The following is a 23,546-nucleotide window of genomic DNA, read 5'->3' as shown; positions in this document are numbered from 1 at the left end:
GCTCCTTATATTAATTCTTGACTTTATTCTATAAAATTTATACTTTATTTACTGCTGCAGTTTAAGTATACAGGGTCAAAATGGCGTTAAATCCGCTAGAACAATTTAAAGTATATACAATAATAGAACTACCAAAATTATTTGGGTATGACATAAACTTTACCAACTCATCTCTTTTTATGATGATCTCGGTGATATTAATGGTACTGTTTTTGCTCCTTGGAATAAGAAAAGGTGCAGTAATACCAGGATATTTGCAAGCTGCAGTTGAATATGTATATGATTTTGTTGTTTCAATAATAGAAAGTAACACTGGAAGCAAAGGTTTGGAGCACATTCCTTTGATATTTACAGTATTTATTTTCATTTTATCGTGTAATTTAGTTGGTGTTCTTCCTTATAGTTTCACAGTTACAAGTCATGTGATAGTTACCTTCGCTTTATCAATGGTGGTTTTTACTTATATAACGATTGTTGGGTTTAAAGAAAGAGGAGTAGAATTTTTACGCATATTGCTACCAAAAGGAACTCCTTCGTGGCTTGCACCTATAATCATCATTATTAAATTATTTGCTTATTTAGTAAGACCGATTAGTTTATCAATAAGGCTTGCAGCAAATATGATTGCGGGTCATACAATCATCAAAGTGATAGCAGGATTCGTCATAAATATGAACATATTTTTTACACCTGCACCTTTTTTGTTTATAATTGCACTAATAGGATTTGAAGTATTTGTTGCAGTTTTGCAAGCTTATATATTTACTATATTAACATGTGTATATTTGTCAGATGCAGTAAAGTAATTGACTTCCTTGCAGAATATTTTACAATTATATTATAAAGAAATAGTTAAAGGTAATATATGGATTTAGTGGCTTTAAAATTTATAGCAATTGGTTTGGCTGTATTTGGAATGCTCGGTGCTGGTTTAGGTATAGCTAATATCTTCTCTGCTATGTTAAATGGGATTGCGAGAAATCCTGAGTCAGAAGGTAAAATGAAAAGTTACGTTTATATTGGTGCTGCCATGGTTGAAATCATGGGGTTGCTTGCGTTTGTACTTGCAATGTTATTAATATTTGCTGCTTAACAGATGCCACAGCTTGATGTTTCAACTTTCTCTTCTCAAATTTTTTGGTTTTTAATTTTTTTCTCTTCACTTTTTTTTGTAGTGAGTTGTTTGTTTTTACCGAAGTTAGATGAAATAATAAGCACTAGAAGTAAAGAAGTGTTAGATTCATTTAATAGTTCTATTCACCTTTTAAGACTTACAGAAGAGCAAATTGCCAAGTATAATGCAGCTTTAAATCAAGCTAGAGTACGGGCAAAAAAAATCATAGATGATGCATTTGCTCAAGTAGAAGAAATGAGAGCGAATGTTAAGGATATATTGGAAGAGGAAGACAAGAAGATGATTAAACTTGTTGAAGAAAAGGTAGTACAATTTAAATCTAAGTATATTAGTGAATTAAAACAAATGGCTACTAGTATTGCTTTGATTTACTATACTAAGTTAACTAATTCTGAGATTGAAGAGGAATTTGTTGCTGACTTGGTGTCAAAAGAATTTTAGGGTTTTTATGTCTACATTACTAGTTATAAGCCTTGCTTTTTTAGTAGGTTTTATCCTCTCATATAAATTGCTAAGGAAGGTAATAAAAAACGCGCTTAACAATAAACGTAACAAAAGCAAGTTTTCAAGTGAAGAAACTGAAAAATTCAGAAAAGATATGTTGGAGTATTACAAAAAATCTTCTGAAAAATACAAAAAATTAGATGCAGAAGTTAACAAAATGATGAATGAAGCACTTGATAAGGCTAATAGTATTATTAAGCATAATAGACAGCAACTCGATCAAACGTTAGATGAAAATGCCCATTCTAATTTGAAGAAAGTTACTGACCAAGTTGAAAAAGCTCTTGGGGATTTACAAGCTAACACAGCGAGTATAGCTGCTGATGCTGTAAAAAAAATAATGCATGAACGTAAAGATGATAAGCGTAGTAGTGAGGTTATATCTTCGTTTTCACGTGACTTGAGCAAAAAGTTGCATTAAGTTTAATGCCTGTACTTCAAACTGATAATGTAGAAAAAATTAAATTTGATTCTAGTTTATGCAAAGAACAAGAGAAACTTTTCTACTATAGGTTTAATATAATTCCTTGGCAAAAATTAAATGATACTACTTTTTTTATGGTTGAAGACATAAGCCAAGATATCAACCTTTGGGTCGAATCTCATTACGGTATTGAATATGTATTGATAAAAGTAGATAGCAAACAGATTTTAAATCTTCTTAACTCACACTTTGGTATTTCAGAATTCGCAAGTAACTACTTATATTATAAGAATCCTAATTTTTCAGCTAAAAGCATTAGGCTCAGTTCAATCTTTTTTTCCTCTTTCTTTGTTATGATTTCGACTTTAACACTGACAAAAAAATATGCATATTTTGCTTTGGTGTTGATATTTATAATCGGATGTTCTAGTTCTTTATTCAAATTTGTAACTAAAATTTTTGGCTTGCGTAAAATTTCTAACCAAAAAGCAGATTATGATAAGATGAATGAACCTATATATACTATTTTATTGCCTGCTTTTAAAGAGAATGCGGTTATAAAGCAATTGATTAAGAGCATTGAAAGTTTGGATTATCCAAAATCAAAATTAGATGTAAAGCTTGTGATAGAGAGCGATGATCAAGAAATGTTGGCAGCTATAGAAAAATGCACTTTACCACAGTATTTTGAAGTAATAAAAGTGCCTCATTCTCTGCCTAGAACAAAAGCTAAGTCATGCAATTATGCTATGAGCTTTGCTAGAGGAAAGTATGTGGTAATATATGATGCAGATGACAAGCCAGATCCGTTGCAGTTAAAAAAAGCACTAATTGAATTTAATAAGGGCGACGAAAAGTTGGCTTGTGTACAGGCGAAATTAAATTACTATAACTTTGGTTGCAATTTTCTTACAAAATTCTTTTCTCTCGAGTATATGAACTGGTTTCAATATTTTTTGCCTGGATTTCAAAAAATGAACATGCCAATACCTTTGGGTGGTAGCAGTAACCATTTTTCAGTGGAAATTTTAAAGAAAGTGCTTTTTTGGGATGCTTACAATGTCACTGAAGACGCTGACCTTGGTTTGAGACTTGCGCAAATGGGATATAAAACCAGGATTATTGATTCAGAAACATTGGAAGAATCACCAACTACTGTGTTTGCTTGGATCAAACAAAGAGCACGCTGGATTAAAGGTTATATGCAAACTTATATCGTTCATTTAAAAAATATAAAATTACTTTTTAAGCACACTGGGCTTAAGGGAGTTTTGCTATTAAACCTTTTTGTTGGTTCCTCAGCTTTTATATTTTTCACGACTCCTTTTTTGTTACTTTCATTGGTGCTGACTCAAATTTTGAATGAATTATTCTTATATTATTTTATAATAGTATACGGTATTAACTTGATTTTTTTGATAATAGCTATCAGACAACAAAAAATGCCTTTTTATTTTTATATAGTATCAATATTTTTTCCCGTCTATAGTCTACTACATAGCGTTGCAGCTTTTCTCGCTTTGTGGGAATTTGTTATTCACCCTCAGCAATGGAATAAAACTCAGCATGGATTATGGAAGCAAAACCTGTAGCTATTTGGCTTTTTCTCTGCTCTCTCATGGTGATTTGCATGGTGGGAATTGGTGGATTTACCAGACTTTCAAAAGCAGGATTGTCAATCACGGAATGGAAACCAATTACCGGAACATTGCCACCGCTGAGTGAACAAGACTGGCTAAAAGAAAAATCAAAATATGAAGCTACACCTGAATATAAAGCATTTAATTATGGTATGAGTATGGAAGAGTTTCGCACCATATACTTAATAGAATATGTGCACAGGTTAATTGCAAGGCTGACAGGTTTAGTTTTTATTTTACCGTTTATATACTTTACACTAAAAAAAAGAATACCTAAAAATGCAGTAATAAGGTTATCTACAGCACTATTATTTGGAATTTTACAAGCTTTTGCTGGTTGGTATATGGTAAAAAGCGGTTTGGTAGTCAATCCTCATGTTAGTCACTATAAGCTCGCACTTCACTTACTGCTTGCGTTGGTTATCTTTGCATTATTGTCATATCAATTTTTTGATTACCAAATCAAACCAAGGCAAACTAAACTTAAGGTTAGTACATGTTACATATGGATAATTTTAATCCTAGTGACAGTACAAATAATCTTCGGTGCATTTGTTGCAGGGCTAAATGCTGGTTTAATTTACAATACCTTTCCACTGATGGATGGACAAATTGTTCCGGAAGATTTATTTTACTTACAGCCTGCTTGGCTAAATATCTTTGAAAATAGAGTAACAGTGCAATTCATACACCGGGCATTGGCATTGCTGATATTAGTTCTGACAGCAATACTCACAATAAAAAATGCCAGTGTAAAACCAGTATATATTATGCTACTCTCCGTCATCATTCAGGTAATTTTAGGAGTAGTAACTTTGTTGCTGCATATACCAATGGCCATTGCTATAGCCCATCAAATGTTTTCGTTTATCTTATTCGGGTCAAGTTTATACTGCTTATGTTATTTAAGAAACCAGATCTAATACCAAATCACCAGCATGTATATTTTTTCCTTCTTTAACAGGGATATTTTTTATCACCATTTCTGATTCAGCACATATTATATTTTCCATTTTCATTGCCTCTACAACAAATAGAGGTTGTCCTACCTCTACCTGATCTCCAGCATTGACGTGTAATTTAACCAATAAACCGGATATTGGAGATTTTACAGCGTCTACTGAAATCCCTTCTGTTTTGTTGTTTAGCATTAATTTGCTTAGTTCAGCTACATGAGGTTTCAATACACAACATTTAGCTTTCATACCTGCGTGTCTTATAAAGTATTTGCTGCCTTGCCTTTCTATTTTAAGTGCTATATTGGTATCATCATTAATTGTGATATATAGTAATCTGTAACTTGATTTCCACTTACCCACCACGGAGTATTTATTGTGGTTATATACTGTTGTTAATGTGTTATCTTGATACTTTGCATTTACGGAGTACTCATTGTCATCTATTTTCACTATGAATGCTTCGTCTGTTGACTTACTGTAATACTTTCCCTCATTTTCTAAGTGAACATACAGTGCAGTAAAGATAAATATTTTAATATATTCTTCTGTAATAAGATCGCCTTGAAACCCACCAGGATAATGATTTGGAATGAATCTTGTGTGGAGCTTTGCTGCAATAAAATTTGGATTATGGAAGATGGATTCTAGAAATTCTATATTATTTGTTACTCCTTCTATATAACATTTAGACAATGCTTTTTGCATTCTGCTGATTGCTTCTATTCTATCTTTTCCATAGGTTATAATTTTTGCAATCATTGAGTCGTAGAACATGCTGATTTCTGAACCGCTAGCTACTCCATCATCTATTCTTACATCATCTGGTTTGTCGTAATATTTGATTCTTCCGCTGGAAGGAAAAAATCTCTTTGATGGATCTTCAGCGCAAATTCTGCTTTCTATTGCAGAGCCAATAAGTTTAATATCATTCTGACCAAATCTTAATTTTTCTCCGCAAGAAATTCTGATCATCTCTTCCACTATATCTATTCCAGTGACAAATTCTGTTACTGGATGCTCAACTTGTAATCTCGTATTTACCTCAAGAAAATAGAAGTTTTGGTTCTTATCTACAACAAACTCGACAGTACCTGCTGAAAAATAATCAACTTGCTTTGCCAAAGAAACACATTGAGCATACATTTTTTGTCTTACTTCTTCACTAATAAATGGGCTTGGTGTTTCTTCTATTATTTTCTGGTTATTCCTCTGTACCGAGCACTCTCTCTCCCCAAGACACACTATATTGCCGTATTTATCTGCTATGATTTGTATTTCAATGTGTCTTGGCAGCTCTATATATTTCTCTATAAAAATACTGCCATCTTTAAAACTTTTCTCTGCTTCATTTGTTGCTGATGTAAATGCTAGTTCAATTTCTTTTTTGGAATATACAATTCGCATTCCTTTGCCACCACCACCTGATGCAGCTTTGAGCATAACGGGAAAACCAATCTCTTCAGCAACGATGGCTGCGTGGGCAGCATCTTCGATCTTACCCATATATCCTGGCACTACATTTACTCCAGCTTTTCTTGCCTCTTCTTTTGCCGTTATTTTATTGGCTGTAACTTCTATTGTTTCTGCACTTGGACCAATGAAATCTATGTTATGTTTTTCCAGAGCACGGGGAAAATCTGGATTTTCTGCTAAAAACCCATAGCCAGGATGAACCGCCTCGGCACCTGTTTCAACTGCTACTTCGCATATTTTTTCGATATTTAAGTAACTAAGATAAGCAGGCGAAGGGCCAATGTGCCTTGACTCATCTGCTTGCTTTACATGCACAGAATTTGCATCTGCATCTGAGTACACAGACACACAAGATATGCCCATCTTGTGCGCAGTTTTGATTATTCTGCAGGCAATCTCCCCTCTGTTCGCTACTAAAATCTTACTATACTTCTTTCTTATCATCTTATAAGTATACTTTCTTAAGTTAAGAAAGTAAATTTCTATATTACTACCTGCAAATACTTCACACTGGGGCTAAACCACTATCTAAAAGTTGCATAACATCAGGATCTGTCACTATAGTACTTTCGTTATAGAGGCCATATACTTCATTACATGCCTTAAATAACAGATATGAAGATCCTCCAGAAGCTATTGTTGCTATTGAAGCCAATGCAAGAGATTGAGAAGCCGAAAATAGAAGATACAAAGATACACACATAGCGGTAGCACACACTATAGCTCCTACTATATATAAGCATATATGAAACTTCTTATTACATATAAAGCCACATTTTATATCTGCAATTTGCTTAACTTCTTTCCGCTCTGCAGGGTCCAAGAAATAAAGGGGTGATACTGCCTTCTTCCCTTCATCCTTAATATAGCTTTTATCGAGGAGTGCTTCCTTAATATATTTCTTGTTATTCTTAAATTCCTTTTCTAATCTTTTTACTTTTTCCCAATCTTTAGCTTCTTTTGCTTTCTTGACTTTGCTCTCAGTATCTTTTTCTAAATACTTTATGATCCCCTGTAACGCAGATAATAGAAACCCTTTACTTGCTGCTATATGAAATGGGTTTCCATTTTCATCAATTCTATGCTTAGCTACACAAGCAACTCTTTTCCTGCAAGCTTCAATAAATTTATTTTCATCCTCTTCTGTTACAACTCCTCTTGCAATTTCAAATAAATTATCCATATATACACCTCACTGCATTCACTAATATTAAATTATACAATGCAGTTTGTTAAAAATAAATGTAAATTGATCTTTCAAATTTACTATAGTTCCACGTTGTTGCAAGTACAAATTTTAGTTATCATCGGTTACGTTATCACAATAGACAAATATGCCAGGTATAGTCACTAGATTCGCTCCATCACCAACAGGATTTTTACATATTGGAGGAGCTCGTACTGCGTTATTTAATTGGCTCTATGCAAAGCGTCATGGTGGGGAGTTTTTGCTAAGGATTGAAGACACTGACAGAAAACGTTCAACACAGGAAGCAGTTGATGCAATAATAGATGGGTTAAAATGGCTTGGAATAAACTATGATGGAGAAATAATATACCAATCGAGAAGAATAGCTAGACATATTGAAGTTGCAAATCTTTTAGTTGAAAAGGGTAGGGCGTATCACTGTTACTGCCCTGAAGATGAAGTTGCAGAAAAGAAGGCAAGAGCAAGAGAAGAAGGAAAAATATATAAGCATAAGTGTACTCATTCGACATCAAGCGCAAACCCTGTTGTCCGTTTCAAAGTGCCAGACTCAGAAGATATTGTTGTTGACGATAAAATATACGGCCAAGTTACAATAAGTAGCGATCAGCTTGATGACATAGTAATCTTGCGCTCTGACAATACTCCAACATATATTTTTGCTGTAGTGGTTGATGACCATGATGCTGGAATAACCGATATTATACGTGGCTCTGATCATCTCACTAATACCTTCAAGCAATTACTAATATACCAAGCTCTTGATTTTGATGTTCCACGCTTTGCACACGTACCGCTTATTCATGGAGAAGACGGGAATAAGTTATCTAAAAGGCATGGTGCAACAAGTGTTTGCGATTATGAAAAGATGGGAATATTGCCACAGGCAATGCGTAATTACTTGCTAAGACTTGGCTGGAGTCATGGCAACGATGAGATTATTAGCGATGAGCAAGCAATAGAGTGGTTTAATTTAGAAAGCATCGGTCGCTCACCTGCACGGCTCGATTTCAAAAAACTGGAGCATTTGAATAACCACTATATTAGTAATATGAGCAATGAAGATATTCTGACTCTAATGCTTAGAGAAAATACTCTAACTGACAAAAAAAAGAGCTATTTACTGCAGGGACTGACAGAGCTGAAAAAAAGAGCAAACTATTTGACCGAATTATTGGACTTAGCAAAATTTTATATTCAAGTTGATTTTAGTGAAGAAGCTCAGCAAATTGTCAAATCTAACTTCAATGTAATTAAGTTACTTGCATCATTTCTTTCGAGTGTAGGTAGTGAAGATTGGAATAAGAATTTTTTATCTTCTCAGATTAAGGAATTTTCAAAATTACATAATATAAAAATGAGCGATATATACCACTCATTACGCGCCCCAATAACTGGAATAATGGATGCGCCTGGAATCATCGATATCATGGTAATTCTTGGTAAAGATGAGTGTATAAAAAGATTGCAAGCAATTTAAATAAAAAATTACTTGACAGACTCTGGTGGCTTCATTATAGTGGAGGATGAAGATTTTTTAGGATCCAAAATCTATCTTCACCTGCAGGTTTTTTCACCAAATAATCAAATTTCAGCAAAAAATATATAAGTTTATTTTTGCTAGCTCTTTATTCATATAGGAGGGTTTATGTCTAGAATTCCTGATACTTGACTTTTATTTTTAAGTTAAAAAAACAATTGGCGCCTATGGTTTTCACATTAAATCATTTTAAATTGTTAAAGTTAATACGGGCTTTTTTTGCCTTTTTTTATTGGTATTTTTTTCATATTTTATTATATCATTATACTGTGGTACCATATAGACTTCAGTTTCATGATAAGGGGAGCAGGCTCCGTCTCAGCTATGGAATTAAAAAATGACTATGCATAAGATCTAATGGTGTGTCTAATCTATAGATAATTTTTTGTATTGCTAAGTTAATATTTTACATATCTGTTCAGCAAAGTGGTAAAATAAGGTAGACGAGAAAAGACAACTAAATGAGTGTCATGAAAGTAGCTTACACGTAGCTGTAGGAATTTCATTTTTTAAGGTAAATTACACAGCAAATATTGTCATTCAAGTAGCTGACACTGTAATTCCAGCTTCTATAATGTCATGCCAGTGCTCGACACTGGCATCGAGCAAAATTTATCACAAACAAGACAACATTTTCAATTAAAAAATCAGTGTCTGGGTGCTAAGATGACACCTTCATAAGGGAGCCAGCATCAGCTACTTTCATGACACTCATTTAGTTGTCTTTTCTCGTTTACCTTATTTTGCCACTCTGCTGAACAGATATTAAAATAGCAAGCCTCAAGGTCAGAAGCCTGCTATTACTTACTGATTACTTTACATCAATTTTCTTGATGTGTTTCTCTGATTTAGGTATGGTTACATGCAATACCCCATCTAAAAAGTTGGCAGATACCTTATCTTGCTCTACATTTGTTGGAAGTTGAATAGATCTATAGAAAGAACCATAGTACCTTTCTTTGTGGTAAAACTGCTTATCTTTTGATTCATTATCACATGTTTTTTCACCCTTCACTATTAAGTTATCGCCAGATATACTAATGTCTATGCTTTCTTTAGGAATACCTGGTAACTCTAATGATAGGCAATAGCTTTCCTTTGTTTCATAAAGGTCACAAACTGGTAGTAGGCTACTGCCTCTTTTAGAAAGCTCTGGGTTCCATCCTGTAAAGAAGCTATCAAATATGTCATCAACGGCTCTTTGTAACCCTCTTACACTAAAATTATCACGATTATTGTTTTTATTTAAATGAACTATATTACTCATGTTGTACCTCCTTTTACTAATACATGCATTACATAATCACTCCACTTATTAATTTCAATCCTAAATCTAAAATTTTTTAGATGCGAAAAATTTTCCCCGTTTACTATAACTTGATTATGAGAAAAAATCTTATTTGGATTACCATGAGTAGTTGTATAAACTAGATTAACTGTAAAAAAGGGCAAGTGTATGCAAATTTATTACTTCTCTTTCCACTTCCACAATCAAACAATTTTGAATGTTTCTTATTTGACTTGCCAACAATGAGAATTGGTATAACTGCTAGCTCCGTCTTTCAGCTATGGCATTAAACAATGACATGCATAAGATCTAATAATATGTATAATTTATAAATAATTTTTGAGGTAAATTGTGAAATTGGGCGTTAATATTGATCACGTTGCAACCCTTCGCAACGCACGTGGAGCTTCTTATCCAGATCCATTAAAAGCAGCAAAAATAGCTATTGATGCTGGAGCAGATTTTATCACCGTACACTTACGAGAAGACAGAAGGCATATCAGAGATGAGGATGTATTCAATCTAAAACAAAACATTAGCACTGAGTTAAATCTTGAAATCGCAGCTACGGAAGAAATGCTCAAAATAGCAAAAGAAGTAAAACCCTATTCGATTTGTATAGTACCAGAAAAAAGAGAAGAATTAACAACCGAAGGTGGCCTGAATATCGTGAATATGCACAGTAAACTTTCTGGTATAATAGAGGAAATGCATAGCTTTGACATAAAAGTCTCACTGTTTATCGATCCAAATATTAATCAACTAAAATATCTTGAGAAGCTAGAAAGAAAGCCTGACATAATAGAAATTCACACAGGGGATTACTGTGATAATCCATCAGAAGAAAAATTAAAACTTATTACTAACTCTGCAGAATACATTAATAAGCTAGGAGTAGAATGCCACGCAGGGCATGGCATAAATTATAAACATGCTAAAAGAATAAAAGAAATACCTCACATCTCAGCTCTTAATATAGGCCATTCTTTAATCAGCGAGGCTATATTTCATGGCTTACATAGTGTAACTAAAAAGATGAAAATGACAATATCTAAGTAGCTTATACTTTCTCTTTGGTATTTAAAGTACTTGAAAGAGCTTGACTTGCTTTAAACCTTACTCTTTTCTTTTCAGGAACGGTCATAATCTCACCATTTTGAGGATTACGGCATTGTCTTTCCTTACTTATAGCAGTAGAGAATGTCCCTATTCCATGCAAACGTATTTCACCTTTACGATTTAGATCGTTCTTGATTGTTTCCATAAAAATATCATGAAGCTTACCCAAACTAGCTTTTGTTATATCTATACCTTGACTAGAGCACTCTTGACTCAGTTGGTTTACTATATCTTCTTTACTCATAAATTACCTTAATATTGAAAAATTACATAAACAGCATATTATGCTAATACCAATAGTCAACTAAATTCGTCATAAAAAGAGAAAATGTCATAAAACCTTGTAAGAACTTGTATAATATTTACAAAAAAATACCATTATGAAACAATTATCTCTTAGAAAACTGACATTTTTTCCGAGCTTTATGTTGACCATATTTCTTACGCTCAACAACACGTGAATCTCTAGTTAGGAATCCACCCTTACGTAATATAGAGTGTAGATCTTGACTTATACTACTTAAAGCTCTGCTTATTCCATGAGCTAAGGCACCTGCTTGGCCAGATAGTCCTCCACCTTTTACAGTTGCAAACACATCATACCTATCTAACATAGAAGTTACTATGAATGGCGCTTTAATCATTTGACACACTGATTCTCTTTTAAAATAAGAAATTAAATCATCTTTTTTATTAACACTAAATTTTCCACTTCCTGGCTTTATCCATACTCTTGCTACAGATTCTTTCCTTCGACCTGTGGCATATGAACGACCAAGTGAGTCAATCATTGCCTTTTTTGGCTGATCATTATTATTTATTTTCACTTTTTACTCCATTATTTCTTATTTTTACGATTTAAAGAGGCAAAATCTATTTTTTCAGGTTGCTGTCCTTGATGCTTATGTTCTGAACCAGAATAAACATACAAATTTTCAAACCGTCTACGTGCCATAGGACCATCATCAAGCATTCTTTTTACTGCCATTTTTATCACACGCTCAGGGAATTTGCCATTTAAAATATTATCTGGAGTAGTTTTCTTTAAACCACCAGAATAACCTGTATGCCTATAGTAGATTTTATCTTTAAGTTTCTTTCCGGTAAAATGTACCTTTTCTGCATTAACAATAATTACATTATCTCCACAATCCATATGAGGTGTGTATTCAGGCTTATGCTTTCCACGCAATAGCGCTGCTACAAACGCTGCAAGCCTTCCTACTACTAATCCTTCTGCATCTATAACAAGCCATTTTTTATCGACTTGTTTCTCTTTTAAGAAAAAAGTTTTCATATATCAATACATAACAGTAGATTATGATACACTGAGTTGCTTGATAGTGTCAACAACATTAGTTATTGATTATTAAAGTAATTTATGCTAATAACTTAAACAACATGCTAGAAAGCAAAATGTTTCGATTGATTATTATACTTATAATTGCTTTTGGTACTATAGGTTGCTATGCAATCGATTTGGAAGAAGCCATAAGCAAAGCTATCAAAAACAGCTCAAAAATAAAGTCTCAGTTTTACCAATATAAGAGTGCTGAAAAACAGCTGAAATCTTCTGGATTGGCTGGATTTTTACCTGACATTAATTTACAATATAATTTCGATAGTAATTTTAATATTATTAACGATCGACAAAACTCTGGAAAGCGTCTAACATTAAGCCAAAGAATAATAGACGGTGGGGGCACTTTTGCTACATTTAGCCGATCAAGTCATCTTCTTAAAGCAGCAAAAATTAGATTTCAGCAGTCAAAGCAAGAAGTTGCACTCAGCGCTGTGAAAGCATATGTTAATGTTTTACAAAAGGCAGAAATATTAAAACTGAGAGAACATAAAGAACGTGTTTCTTTAGAACATTTGTCAGCTATGAAAAAACGCTTTTCTCTTGGAGAAGTTACTAATGCTGAGGTTTTATTCGCAAAAGCAAAATTTTCATCTTCTATATCCAAAAGAGTTGATGCTGAAGGTGAATTAAAGCTCGCTAATATTGCTTACTATCATTTAATTGGTGAAGATGCTGATAATCTTCACGAGACTAATGGTAAACTACCTTCTATACCAGAATTAAATGAATGTTTACAATTAGCAAAAACTAATAACTTGTCCCTAAAAGCAGCAGTTTATCAAAAAAGAGCAGCCGGAATGGAAGTGATCGCTGAAACTTCCAAGTGGCTTCCTTCTTTGAATCTAAGCGCAAGTAAAAATTTTGGAAAGGACAATATAAAATTGGACACGTTACTAGAAAATGTGAATGTTGTCTTTACTCTTGATATTCCGATCTTTAAAAGAGGAGTTAATGTTTTTGGTGTTAGTAGAGCTAAAATGGATGCAAAACAATCCACTTACGATTATTACGAAGCAGTAAAAAATATAGAACAAGCAGTTATAAATGCTTGGAATAACGTGCTGACAGCAAAAGCTATTATTAAAGCAAGTCAAGAAGCAGAAAAAGCAGCAGCTTTAGCATTGGAAGGAGTTGCGCAAGAAGTAAACTTAAATTTAAAGAGCACAATTGATCTTTTGGATACTGAAGATGAACTATTTAAAGCACGTTCCGATCTAATTCAGGCAAAAAGCAATTATGTAATTAGTGTTTACAACTTGCTTTTTATGATAAATAGTATAAACCTTTAAATTTAATGGTATGAGCGATAATCAATCTGTAAAAGATATACTAGAAGATATAAAAAAAGCTATATCGGGTAAAAATCCAAGTGGTGATAGAGCAGAAATAATAGATGAAGATGATGACGTATTATGCCTTGAAGAGGAGTATCCAGAAGACATCGAAGAAAAAGAAAATAGTGAAGAAGAGAATAATTGCCAAAGTGAGAAAATGAATAACCAATTTAATAGTTACAACTCAGAAGAGAAAAATTTGTATGATAATATCCAAATGAGTAATAACAAAGTGAGCTATCAAGAACAAAGTAACGAGCATTTAGTTTTAAAAGAAAATATGGAGGAAATTAAAACATTGCTTGAAAAGATGCAAAGCGAACTACGGCATAAACAACAAAAAAGAGCGGATCTTACTGTTGAAGAATTAGTTGTATCTCTTTTAAAACCTCAGCTTTCAGAGTGGCTGAATAAGTATCTACATGCATTGGTAAAAGAAGTAGTTGAAAAAGAGCTCAAAGATATAATCAATAATAAGTAGGTTATTAGTATAAAGACCAGAGTAAAAACAGCTAGAGGTAGAAAGTTATCTTCAACAAGATGGCTACATCGCCATTTGAATGATCAGTATGTGCAAAAAACCAATAAGGACGGTTATAGATCGCGCTCGGCATATAAGTTAATAGAAATAGACGATAAATTTAAACTACTCCAACAAGGGCAAAAAATTATTGATCTTGGCGCTTTTCCTGGTGGATGGTCACAAGTTGCATCTAAGAAAGGAGCGAGTGTGATTGCTGTTGACATAAAACCAATAAACGCAATTAGTGGAGTAGAGTGTATACAGTGTGATATTATCAGCGAACTTGAAATTTTAAGAGAAAAATTCAAGGATCACAAATTTGATGTAATTTTATCTGATATGGCACCAGAATCTTGCGGTTTAAAATCGTTAGATCATATCAGAATTATGCTTTTATGCGAAGCAGCGCTCAATTTTGCAAAGCATTTTTTGAATCATGATGGCAAATTTGTAGTAAAAATTTTTCAAGGAGAGTCTGATAAAGATTTCTGCAATGAGCTAAAAAAAATGTTTAAAACAGTAAGATACTTCAAACCAAAGTCAAGTAGATCTGAATCTACAGAAATGTATTTAGTAAGTTTAGGCTTTATTGGTGGCAACTATTCTGTATAGCAGGTACTTACAGAAATGTTGACGAATCTTATCCTATTAAACTGAAGATTAATAACGCTCGCACAAAAGCCCCTTTTTCTTGTTTAAATATTTATGATAATTAATTAAACTCTTGACTTTATTGCTTAAGTATATGATAATTAAAGTATATTATTATTATTATAGGAGAATTTTATATGTATTTAGCATTGTTGAAAAAGATATTAAGTATAGTAAATCGTGAAAATGATTTGAATGGTAATAACATAGTTGAAAAAATAAAAGAGCGAATAGAAAAAAGAGACCCATCTACTTATGAAGAATGGAAGAACGAAAGTTTTGATATAAATTATAAATTTAGTGTTTATGATTATTATGACAAAAAAGGATTAACATTATTAAATGTAGCATGTCTATATAATCAAGAAAATGTAGTAAAAGCTCTATTAGAAGTAAAAGGTATAAATGTGAATTTTCAAGATGGATCTGGAAAAACTCCTTTGTATATAGCTGTTGATAAAGGTCATCACAAGATAGTAAGAGCTCTATTAGAAGCCGGTGCTAATCCTTTAGTAAAAAGTCGTTGTAACAAAAATTTGGCAGAAATATTTACTAAAAAAGCAATTGGGAAAGCAGTAGACTTGGGTGCTCATATATTTATTATTGCATCTTGTATAGCTGCTATAGTAGTTACTTATGCATATTTTTTTGGTGTGTCATTATCAGTAGGTGCTATGGCTGGGATAGCTGTGGCTGCTGCTGTACTCACAGGACTTGTTGCTGGTGGTATTACGTATGAAGTGTATAAGCCTTGTGATGAGTTAAAGGACGCTATTGCAAAAGCAAAGTCAAGTCCTGGTCATAAGCTAAATGAAGTTGATTTACAATCAGAAATTTCTTCAAAGTCAAGTGTAACAGTGTAGTTAAGTAGAAGGAAGAAGTCTCTTCTTCCTTTTCAAGTAGCTGACACTGATTTTCATCCAAAATAGTTTCATTCAAGTAGCTGACACTGGTTTCTTACCAAGAAAAACTTAGCATAACTTTTGTGCTCAAAAAAACTTCTGGATTCCAGCATCAAGTGCTGGAATGACATGGTGAAATATTATTCAAGTAGCCTCTGTCTCAGTGTCCATTTGGTGTCATTCAAGTCAGCTCTCTTCTTGTCATCCCAGTACTGGGATTCAGAAAACTGACCAGGTTGGTCACGCGCTGGCTCTCTAAAATTACTTTAGCTACAAATATTAAGAAATTTACTAAATAAAAAAAGACAAAAGAATCCCCGTATAGCGAGTTTTAATAATGTAAATTGATAATGTGCTAACAAGCGCGATTTGGCTGAATGTAGAAAAAATAAAAAAAGCTGCTATAATTTTATGTAATTTGCCAATAAACACCTGAATTTTGTCGTTGAGCCCAAAAACAAGGATAAATACCTTTATTAGTATAATAAGGAAAGTGGGAAGGTTTGTCAAGTAATAAAACTAGAGGGCTCAAATGAAAGAAGGTAAACTCTAAAGTGTACGTTCAGTAGCACTTTCTATAAGAGAGATTGTATTATCTATCCCATAAAGCTTTATAAAAGATCCCATTCTTGGACCAGTTTTTTGGCCAAGCAGCGTTTCATACAGCAACTGAAACCAATCACGTAAGTTGCTGTAATTGTGCTTTTTTCCAATGGAAAAGACCTGAGATTGAATCTCTTCAGCAGTGGCGGTAATAGGCAAGGAATGTAGGTTATTCTTTAAATCTAGCAACGCTTCTTTCTCTTTTTCGTTTGAGGTTTTATATGCTTTTATTGGCTTGATAAAGTCATAATAATACCTAACTGCAAAATCTGAAAGCCTATCTAGCATTTTGTTGCTTTCTGGTGTAACGTTTGGTGCATAAGTTGATATAAAACCCCAAAGAATCTCTTTATTTTCAGCATTACAAGCTGCTGCCAGGTTTAAAAGTAAAGAAAAATTTATGCCTGAAGTTTCTACGTTTGGAACTTTACCCTGGTGGATGTGCCATACAGGGCTATTTACATCCTTTTCTTTACTTTCATTATAACGCTTAGCAAACTCTAAATATTCATCAGTTGATTTTGGTATCACATCAAAATATAAACGTTTAGCTTTTTTAGGGCTCTGAAAAATATATAACGCTAAACTCTCTGTTGGCGCGTAAGTTAGCCACTCCTCGATCGAAATACCATTTCCTTTTGATTTTGATATCTTCTTTCCTTCTTTATCAAGAAATAACTCATAGCAAAACAGAAGCGGTGGCTTTTCTCCAAGTATTTTACATATTTGACTTGAAAGCACAGCAGATGGTGTTAAATCTTTTCCATGAGCTTCATAATTGACTCCAAATGCAGCCCACCTCATCCCCCAATCAGGTTTCCATTGCAGTTTACATTTTCCTTTTGTCACTGGAACTTCTATTTTTTCCCCGTTTGGGTCTTCATACGTGATTGTTCCTTTATCTGTATTTGTTTCAATTACTGGAACTTGTAAAACTTGGGAAGTTTTTGGGCATATCGGCAAGAATGGACTATAGGTTTGCTGCCTTTCTTCCCGAAATGATGGAAGCATTACGTCCATCACTTTATCATAATTTTTCAGCAGGAGTAAAAGTTTTTCATCGTAAACGCCAGATTTATAACACTCTGTTGCACTCCTAAATTCGTATTCAAATCCAAACAAATCAAGAAATTTACACAACAACGAATTCATGTGATGACCATAACTCTCATGAGTGCCAAATGGGTCAGGTATCATGGTTAATGGCTTGTTCAGATTCTCTCTTAGCATTTCCTGATTTGGTACATTATCTGGTATTTTTCGCAAACCATCCATATCGTCGGAAACTGCAATGATTTTGGTTTTTATACTAGGAGCTATTTTTTTTAGAGCGTTTGCAATAACTGTGGTACGAAAAACTTCCCCAAAAGTACCAATATGTGGTAAACCCGAGGGACCATAACCAGTCTCAAATATTATCTCTTTTTTATTAGGGAATTCTTGTAGTATTTTTTCTGCTTCTTGAAATGGCCAGCTTATAATCATTGAATTTAAATTAATTATCTTACCTAAAGTGCTATTCATTTCAATAGATTTTTAATTAATGATGTAGTATTAGTGTTAGAGCTCTTATTAGAAGGTTAAAGATATGTCTACTGGCAGCATACAAACGAATCAATTATTTAAAGGTCTTACAAGACCTGCAATGCTCTTTGGTGTGAGTTATATGTTTGCAATATTAAACGTTCTAATTTGCATGCTAATTTTCATTAATACAAATGATCTTAGAGTAATTCTCCTGATGTTACCAGGTATACATGGACTTGGCTATATAGCTTCTGCAAAGGAACCGTTGTTTATTGAGTTATTTATGGTAAAGTTGGGAAAATGTTCCAAATGTTTAAATCGGTTTTATCATGGAGCCAATTCTTATGACATTACTTGATGTTATGCAATGTTGAGATTTAGAGCTATTCAATCAAAGAATAAATCTATTCTAAGTAGAGAGGTTCACGCTGCCGAATTTATACCTTATTCTTGCTATTGGAATAGTACAACCTTGATAACAAAGCAGAATTGGTTAGTTAAATTTATAAAATTAAATGGCTTTGCGTTTGAAACGGCCGATGATGAAGACTTGGTGATACAAAATAATATCAGAAATCAGATGCTAAGAAGCATTTCATCTCCAGCATTTAGTTTGTACTTTCATACCATCAGACGTAAGAAAAATATTTTTTCTGATGAATTTGCAAATCAGAGTTTACCAAATTTTTTTGCTAACCATGTAAATCTAAAATGGAGAGAAAAACACGCAACTAGGCAATCTTTTATTAATGATTTATACATTACGATTATTCGTAGGGCAGATACAAAGGGAGTAGAATTTTTATCACATCTACTGAAAAAATTTGGGCATGTAACTTCAAAACATGCTTGGGAAAGTGATATGCGTGATACCTATGAAGATTTAGAGGAAACGACAAATCGTATAGTAACAAGCCTTAGGAATTATTCGCCTAAAGTCCTTGGAGTAAAAGAAACTCCAAACGGACTGTTTTGTGAAATAATGGAGTTTCTGTCTAGAGTTGTAAATTGTGGCTTTGTTACAAATACGCTTTTTCCACTAAAAACTGAAATATCAAGATACTTACCAGTTCATAGGTTATTTTTTGGCCATAAGATGATACAGGTTGTGACTCATAATGAAAGTAAATATGCTGGAATAGTTAGTATCAAAGAATATGGAAATAATACTTCCGCAGGAATGCTTGATTCTTTTTTACAACTTCCTTATGAATTTATTATCACGCAGTCTTTTCAATTTACAAATAGGCAAATGGCAATTGCGAAAATGCAGATACAGCAAAATCGTATGATACAATCTGCAGATAAAGCTATTTCTCAAATAGCAGAAATTTCTCATGCGCTTGATGATGCAATGAGTGGTAAAATTGCGTTTGGTGAACACCATTTAACTATCTTATGTATAGAAAAAAGCCCTAAATCATTGGACAATGCTTTATCATTGGTTGAATCGGAGCTTTCTAATTGTGGTGTTTATCCTGTTCGTGAGAGGGTTAATTTAGAACCAGCATTTTGGGCGCAAATTCCTGGTAATTTTGATTATATAGTAAGAAAAGGTACAATAAGTAGTCTTAATTTGGCCGGTTTTGCATCTCAACATAATTATCCTACTGGTAAAAAATTCAATAACCACTGGGGAGATGCTGTTACAGTTTTTGATACAACATCTGGCACTCCATTTTTCTTCAACTTTCATATAAGGGATGTTGGACATACTATGATAATTGGGCCAACAGGTGCTGGCAAAACTGTTTTAATGAATTTTTTATGTGCTCAAGCAATGAAATTTTCTCCAAGAATATTCTTTTTTGATAAAGATCGCGGTGCAGAAATTTTTTTAAGAGCACTTGGTGGTATCTATACTATAATAGAACCAAGAACTAAGACAAATTTTAATCCTCTGCAACTTGACGATACTCCTGATAATAAAACATTTTTGATGGAATGGATAAAATCTTTAATTTTAGTGTACAACGATAAATTCACTTCAGAAGATATTGCTAGAATTAATGATGCAATTGAGGGAAATTTTAAATTAAAAAAAGAAGACAGATTTTTGAGAAATCTTGTACCATTTTTAGGACTTGCGGGCCCTGATACTCTAGCTGGAGCAATATCTATGTGGCATGATGATGGCTCTCATTCTGCAATATTTGACAATAAAGAAGATTTGCTAGATTTTTCAAAAGCAAGAGTGTTTGGCTTTGAAATGGCTAGCTTGCTAAAAGATCCTGTTGCTCTTGGGCCGGTCTTGATTTATTTGTTTCATAGGATTAGTATATCGCTTGATGGCACTCCATCCATTATTGTTCTTGATGAAGCATGGGCGTTAATAGATAATCCAGTTTTTGCACCTAAGATAAAAGACTGGTTGAAAGTGCTGAGAAAGTTAAATGCTTTTGTGGTTTTTGCTACTCAGAGTGTTGAAGATGCAAGTAAAAGTGCTATTAGTGATACGCTTGTACAGCAGACAGCAACACAAATTTTTTTGCCAAATCTGAAAGCTACTAGTGTCTATCGAGATGTTTTTATGTTAACTGAACGTGAGTACATACTGATCAAACACACAGATCCAAGTACTAGATTCTTTTTAGTAAAGCAGGGAGTTAATGCTGTAGTAGCTAGAATAGATCTGAAAGATTTGGATGATGTGGTCAACGTGTTATCTGGACGTGCGGAAAGTGTTCTATTGTTATATGATATACTGAAAGAAGTCGGAGATGATCCAAAGATGTGGTTGCCTGTGTTTTATCAAAAGGTGAAAAATGTTTAAAACTAAACTGTCATTACTGTTAGTTGCGATATTTTTGTTAAATATAGATTTTTTGCTCTCGTATCCAGTGTTTGCAGATACAGTAAGTGGTACTGACAAAACGGAATTTGTTAGCAGATTTAATTCTACTGGCAGCTTTAGTCGTGCTTCTAATCCTGACTGTAAGGCGTTTGAAACAGCTGCAGCAGTTGCTGGGATAGCAATTGCTATTGGTGCAATATTTACTGGTATTGTTTTGATTGTCTCTTCTGCTGGTTTATTTACTGCTCTTGTTATCGTTGGAATGATAGCTGCAATTGTTGGGGTTTGGAAGGCGATAGGAGGACTTGTTGTTTGTGAGCATAGTTTTGTTAAACACCCAGTTGCACGTGATCATGATGGAAAGTATAAAGATTTTGAATTCTCAAAATCAGAATACTCAAAATATTCAGATTGCACAAATAAGAATTATCAAAAGGAAGATGAATATTTTAAATGTTTTGATGGGGCAAATGGATCAATAGAAGTAGGTAGAAAAATAGAGAAGGGCATTTTAAACTCCATACCTGACCAAAATACTGGTGGTTATTACTGGCCAAAAAACGGTGTGCAATACAGTGAATATATAGAAGTATGCCATAGAAATCCTTTAACATTTAGCAGATTGTTTTGGTTAGATACATCAATAAAAGCAGACTTTGATGTTAGAGAGAAGGACACTGGATATGAAGGTGGGTCATGGTCTCCAAAAGTTGATGGTGATCTGGAATGTAAAGTTCTTAAAGCAGGACAAAGCGAAACCATACATGGGTCAACATTCAAGGCAGTAAAAAAAATGGACAGATTGTGTGTGGAGCTGGCAAGTGTGAGAATGCTTGGTATCAAAATGACTCCTTGGCCGCAAGGGGTTGATATGGGATGCACAGAATTGCCACCTGACCCACTTGCTCCTATGTGTGAAAAATCTGTGATGATATTCAAAAATAAAGATGGTACAGGTGAATATGAGGAAGATCTTAATGATTCTAAAAATAAGGACAAAGATTACAAAACTATTATAAGGGAAAAGAAAGGAGAGGGAAAAATTTTTGTAGGTTATAATAATGCCAGTTGTTTTAGCCAGTATGTCTCTGAAGCTTGCTACAATCAAGCGGGAAGTAAGTCATTATCTCCTATTCCTATAACTTCTATGATAGTGCAATGTATTAAGGAGTCGTTAGATAATTTAGTGGCAGGTATTGATTCAAGTGGTAACTTACTTACAGACAAAAATGGACATGCTAAGGGTAGTTTTTTGTCTGTAGCACAAAAAAGACTGAAGAACACTGTTACTGCTATCTTAATTTTAGCTTTGATATTGTTCTCTATAAAAGTTATGTCTGGTGGAGTGCGTAGTCCGCAAGAAATGTACATGTTGATCATTAAATTCGCTTTAGTGATTTACTTTACGACAGGTAGCACTATGTCTCATTATTACGGGGAATTAACAAAACTTTCGAACGGCTTATCAGAAATAGTGCTTAAAGCTTCATCTGAGAGTAAAAATATATGTAATTATGAGGCAGGTAAAGATTATGAATACGATCGTGCAGGGCAGAAGGTATCCTACAGTTATCTTGCACCTTGGGATAGGCTTGATTGCAGAATTTTATTCTATTTAGGTGCCCCTTTAGATGGAATTGGTGGCAAAATTGGTACTGGAGGTGTTGCAACGTTAGCGGTCTTGCTTGGCGCTGCTCCTGTCTTGTTAGTTGCAGGTTCGGTGATTGGTATTATTTTCGCTGGTGGACAAATTTTAGTAGCTCTTGTCTGTATATTTATGGCCATTTTGATGATGATGGTTATTTTATGGATGTGCTATGTATTTATCTTATCTTTAGTTGCGCTTAGTGTAATTATCATCTTATCGCCTTTATTCATTCCTATGGTTTTGTTTCAACATACTAAAGGATATTTTGATGGTTGGCTAAAAGAGTTAATTACCTACAGTTTATACCCAGTTATCCTCTTTGCATTTCTATCTTTTATGTTCATAGCATGTGATAAAATCTATTTTAAAAATTTAAATTTTAAACTGGACGAGTCATATAAAAATGAACAACCAGACAAGTCATATGAAAAGAAACAAGCAGAAATCTCATATAGTAAGAAAAAACAGTGGTTTAAATTGAAAGATGGGGAATGTGATAAAAATGAAACTACTCTCGCATGTATGATGCAAAATTATAGCTTTAAAAAGAGCAGCATACTTGGTCTATTCGACTTTAGATACATGGAGTTTGGCAGCTCTCTAATCGGAGAATTATTAAAATTGTGTTTAGTATTATTCCTCTTTTACCACTTTTTAAACGTTCTTCCCGGCATGGCTGCTGAGCTTGCTGGTAATCACAGAGCAGCACTTGGTTCAGGTAGCACTCCTGCACAAATGGTGAATAAAGCTTTATCTGCTGCCAAAGCTGCTGCTGGAGGTGCTGGTCAAGTTGCTGCTGCGGCTGTAAATAAGGCAAGAGGGGCTATTGGAGGAGGTGGAGATGATAATAAGGGATCGGGATCTTCCTCTAGTGAATCTATAAAATCAGGTGGAGAGTGAGCGCAGGTGAGT

General features: G+C 33.8%; 22 protein-coding genes. 15 read left to right on the top strand and 7 right to left on the bottom strand.

Annotation, left to right across the window (positions count from 1 at the left end; all coding sequences use genetic code 11):
* Nucleotides 1-80 precede the first annotated feature (80 nt).
* From AAHF52_RS03565 to AAHF52_RS03540, 6 genes are read left to right on the top strand one after another with little or no spacing between them, the layout of a single operon-like run.
* Nucleotides 81-806 carry a F0F1 ATP synthase subunit A gene (locus tag AAHF52_RS03565; RefSeq protein WP_007302047.1) on the top strand — a complete coding sequence of 242 codons (726 nt, stop codon included), beginning with the start codon at nt 81-83 and terminating at the stop codon, nt 804-806.
* Nucleotides 807-865: 59 nt separating this feature from the next.
* A complete protein-coding gene (locus tag AAHF52_RS03560) occupies nt 866-1,093 on the top strand; it encodes a F0F1 ATP synthase subunit C (RefSeq protein ID WP_006014985.1) in 228 nt (75 codons plus the stop codon).
* A gap of 3 nt (nt 1,094-1,096) precedes the next feature.
* The gene (locus AAHF52_RS03555) at nt 1,097-1,576 is read left to right on the top strand and encodes an ATP synthase F0 subunit B (protein ID WP_007302046.1); all 480 of its coding nucleotides are present in this window, start codon (nt 1,097-1,099) and stop codon (nt 1,574-1,576) included.
* A gap of 7 nt (nt 1,577-1,583) precedes the next feature.
* Nucleotides 1,584-2,060 carry an ATP synthase F0F1 subunit B gene (locus AAHF52_RS03550; RefSeq protein ID WP_052264897.1) on the top strand — a complete coding sequence of 159 codons (477 nt, stop codon included), beginning with the start codon at nt 1,584-1,586 and terminating at the stop codon, nt 2,058-2,060.
* Nucleotides 2,061-2,065: 5 nt separating this feature from the next.
* Nucleotides 2,066-3,655, top strand: a complete 1,590-nt coding sequence (locus tag AAHF52_RS03545; protein WP_052264898.1) for a glycosyltransferase family 2 protein — start codon at nt 2,066-2,068, stop codon at nt 3,653-3,655.
* Nucleotides 3,637-4,626, top strand: coding sequence for a COX15/CtaA family protein (locus AAHF52_RS03540; RefSeq protein WP_052264899.1), 990 nt, complete (start codon nt 3,637-3,639; stop codon nt 4,624-4,626). Before AAHF52_RS03545 ends, AAHF52_RS03540 begins: the two co-directional genes overlap by 19 nt.
* On the opposite strand, the gene AAHF52_RS03535 is transcribed toward AAHF52_RS03540, so the two are convergent.
* Together AAHF52_RS03535 and AAHF52_RS03530 are read right to left on the bottom strand one after the other, a co-directional pair.
* On the bottom strand, nt 4,609-6,579 hold the full coding sequence (locus AAHF52_RS03535; protein WP_096097194.1) for an acetyl-CoA carboxylase biotin carboxylase subunit: 1,971 nt from the start codon (nt 6,577-6,579) through the stop codon (nt 4,609-4,611). The two genes, AAHF52_RS03540 and AAHF52_RS03535, sit on opposite strands and share 18 nt — an antisense overlap.
* Before the next feature lie 61 nt (nt 6,580-6,640).
* Nucleotides 6,641-7,318 carry an ankyrin repeat domain-containing protein gene (locus tag AAHF52_RS03530; RefSeq protein WP_264376605.1) on the bottom strand — a complete coding sequence of 226 codons (678 nt, stop codon included), beginning with the start codon at nt 7,316-7,318 and terminating at the stop codon, nt 6,641-6,643.
* A 151-nt stretch (nt 7,319-7,469) separates the two neighbouring features.
* Here AAHF52_RS03530 and gltX point away from each other — a divergent pair, with 151 nt between their 5' ends.
* Complete coding sequence (gltX, locus tag AAHF52_RS03525; RefSeq protein ID WP_342068370.1) at nt 7,470-8,822, top strand: glutamate--tRNA ligase; 1,353 nt, start codon at nt 7,470-7,472, stop codon at nt 8,820-8,822.
* An 871-nt stretch (nt 8,823-9,693) separates the two neighbouring features.
* Here gltX and AAHF52_RS03520 read toward each other — a convergent pair.
* Entirely contained in the window at nt 9,694-10,149 is a 456-nt protein-coding gene (locus AAHF52_RS03520) for an Hsp20/alpha crystallin family protein (protein WP_007302039.1), read from the bottom strand.
* A 372-nt stretch (nt 10,150-10,521) separates the two neighbouring features.
* Between AAHF52_RS03520 and AAHF52_RS03515 the strand changes: the two genes are divergently transcribed.
* Nucleotides 10,522-11,229 carry a pyridoxine 5'-phosphate synthase gene (locus AAHF52_RS03515; RefSeq protein ID WP_019236674.1) on the top strand — a complete coding sequence of 236 codons (708 nt, stop codon included), beginning with the start codon at nt 10,522-10,524 and terminating at the stop codon, nt 11,227-11,229.
* 1 nt (nt 11,230) lies between these two features.
* On the opposite strand, the gene AAHF52_RS03510 is transcribed toward AAHF52_RS03515, so the two are convergent.
* The 3 genes from AAHF52_RS03510 to rplM form a co-directional block, all read right to left on the bottom strand.
* A complete protein-coding gene (locus AAHF52_RS03510; RefSeq protein WP_019236673.1) occupies nt 11,231-11,533 on the bottom strand; it encodes an HU family DNA-binding protein in 303 nt (100 codons plus the stop codon).
* A gap of 145 nt (nt 11,534-11,678) precedes the next feature.
* Nucleotides 11,679-12,080, bottom strand: coding sequence for a 30S ribosomal protein S9 (rpsI, locus tag AAHF52_RS03505; RefSeq protein WP_052264863.1), 402 nt, complete (start codon nt 12,078-12,080; stop codon nt 11,679-11,681).
* A gap of 47 nt (nt 12,081-12,127) precedes the next feature.
* Nucleotides 12,128-12,586, bottom strand: a complete 459-nt coding sequence (rplM, locus tag AAHF52_RS03500; protein WP_006014941.1) for a 50S ribosomal protein L13 — start codon at nt 12,584-12,586, stop codon at nt 12,128-12,130.
* 104 nt (nt 12,587-12,690) lie between these two features.
* Between rplM and AAHF52_RS03495 the strand changes: the two genes are divergently transcribed.
* The 4 genes from AAHF52_RS03495 to AAHF52_RS03480 all read left to right on the top strand — a co-directional run bounded on the left by AAHF52_RS03495 (nt 12,691) and on the right by AAHF52_RS03480 (nt 16,023).
* Complete coding sequence (locus AAHF52_RS03495; RefSeq protein WP_019236672.1) at nt 12,691-13,941, top strand: TolC family protein; 1,251 nt, start codon at nt 12,691-12,693, stop codon at nt 13,939-13,941.
* 10 nt (nt 13,942-13,951) lie between these two features.
* Nucleotides 13,952-14,467: a PopZ family protein gene (locus AAHF52_RS03490; RefSeq protein WP_007302034.1), complete on the top strand. Its 516-nt coding sequence runs from the start codon at nt 13,952-13,954 to the stop codon at nt 14,465-14,467.
* A 75-nt stretch (nt 14,468-14,542) separates the two neighbouring features.
* On the top strand, nt 14,543-15,121 hold the full coding sequence (locus AAHF52_RS03485) for an RlmE family RNA methyltransferase (protein WP_007302033.1): 579 nt from the start codon (nt 14,543-14,545) through the stop codon (nt 15,119-15,121).
* Nucleotides 15,122-15,297: 176 nt separating this feature from the next.
* Nucleotides 15,298-16,023 carry an ankyrin repeat domain-containing protein gene (locus AAHF52_RS03480; RefSeq protein WP_264376603.1) on the top strand — a complete coding sequence of 242 codons (726 nt, stop codon included), beginning with the start codon at nt 15,298-15,300 and terminating at the stop codon, nt 16,021-16,023.
* 588 nt (nt 16,024-16,611) lie between these two features.
* On the opposite strand, the gene AAHF52_RS03475 is transcribed toward AAHF52_RS03480, so the two are convergent.
* Nucleotides 16,612-18,189, bottom strand: a complete 1,578-nt coding sequence (locus AAHF52_RS03475) for a lysine--tRNA ligase (protein ID WP_214303236.1) — start codon at nt 18,187-18,189, stop codon at nt 16,612-16,614.
* Between the two features lie 64 nt (nt 18,190-18,253).
* On the opposite strand from AAHF52_RS03475, the gene AAHF52_RS03470 reads away from it, so the two are divergent.
* The 3 genes from AAHF52_RS03470 to AAHF52_RS03460 are packed head-to-tail and all read left to right on the top strand — an operon-like array spanning nt 18,254 to nt 23,534.
* Entirely contained in the window at nt 18,254-18,550 is a 297-nt protein-coding gene (locus AAHF52_RS03470) for a type IV secretion system protein VirB3 (RefSeq protein WP_006015054.1), read from the top strand.
* Nucleotides 18,551-18,559: 9 nt separating this feature from the next.
* Nucleotides 18,560-20,965 (top strand): VirB4 family type IV secretion/conjugal transfer ATPase, encoded by a 2,406-nt coding sequence (locus AAHF52_RS03465; RefSeq protein WP_007302030.1) that lies wholly within the window; start codon nt 18,560-18,562, stop codon nt 20,963-20,965.
* Complete coding sequence (locus AAHF52_RS03460) at nt 20,958-23,534, top strand: type IV secretion system protein (RefSeq protein WP_007302029.1); 2,577 nt, start codon at nt 20,958-20,960, stop codon at nt 23,532-23,534. The genes AAHF52_RS03465 and AAHF52_RS03460 overlap by 8 nt, the downstream gene beginning before the upstream one ends.
* Nucleotides 23,535-23,546: the final 12 nt, after the last annotated feature.

Origin of the sequence: Wolbachia endosymbiont (group B) of Melanargia galathea (genome assembly GCF_964030625.1) — a bacterium.
GTDB lineage: Bacteria > Pseudomonadota > Alphaproteobacteria > Rickettsiales > Anaplasmataceae > Wolbachia.
The sequence above is the reverse complement of the archived record's forward strand: the minus strand, read 5'-3'. Positions and strand labels throughout refer to the sequence as shown.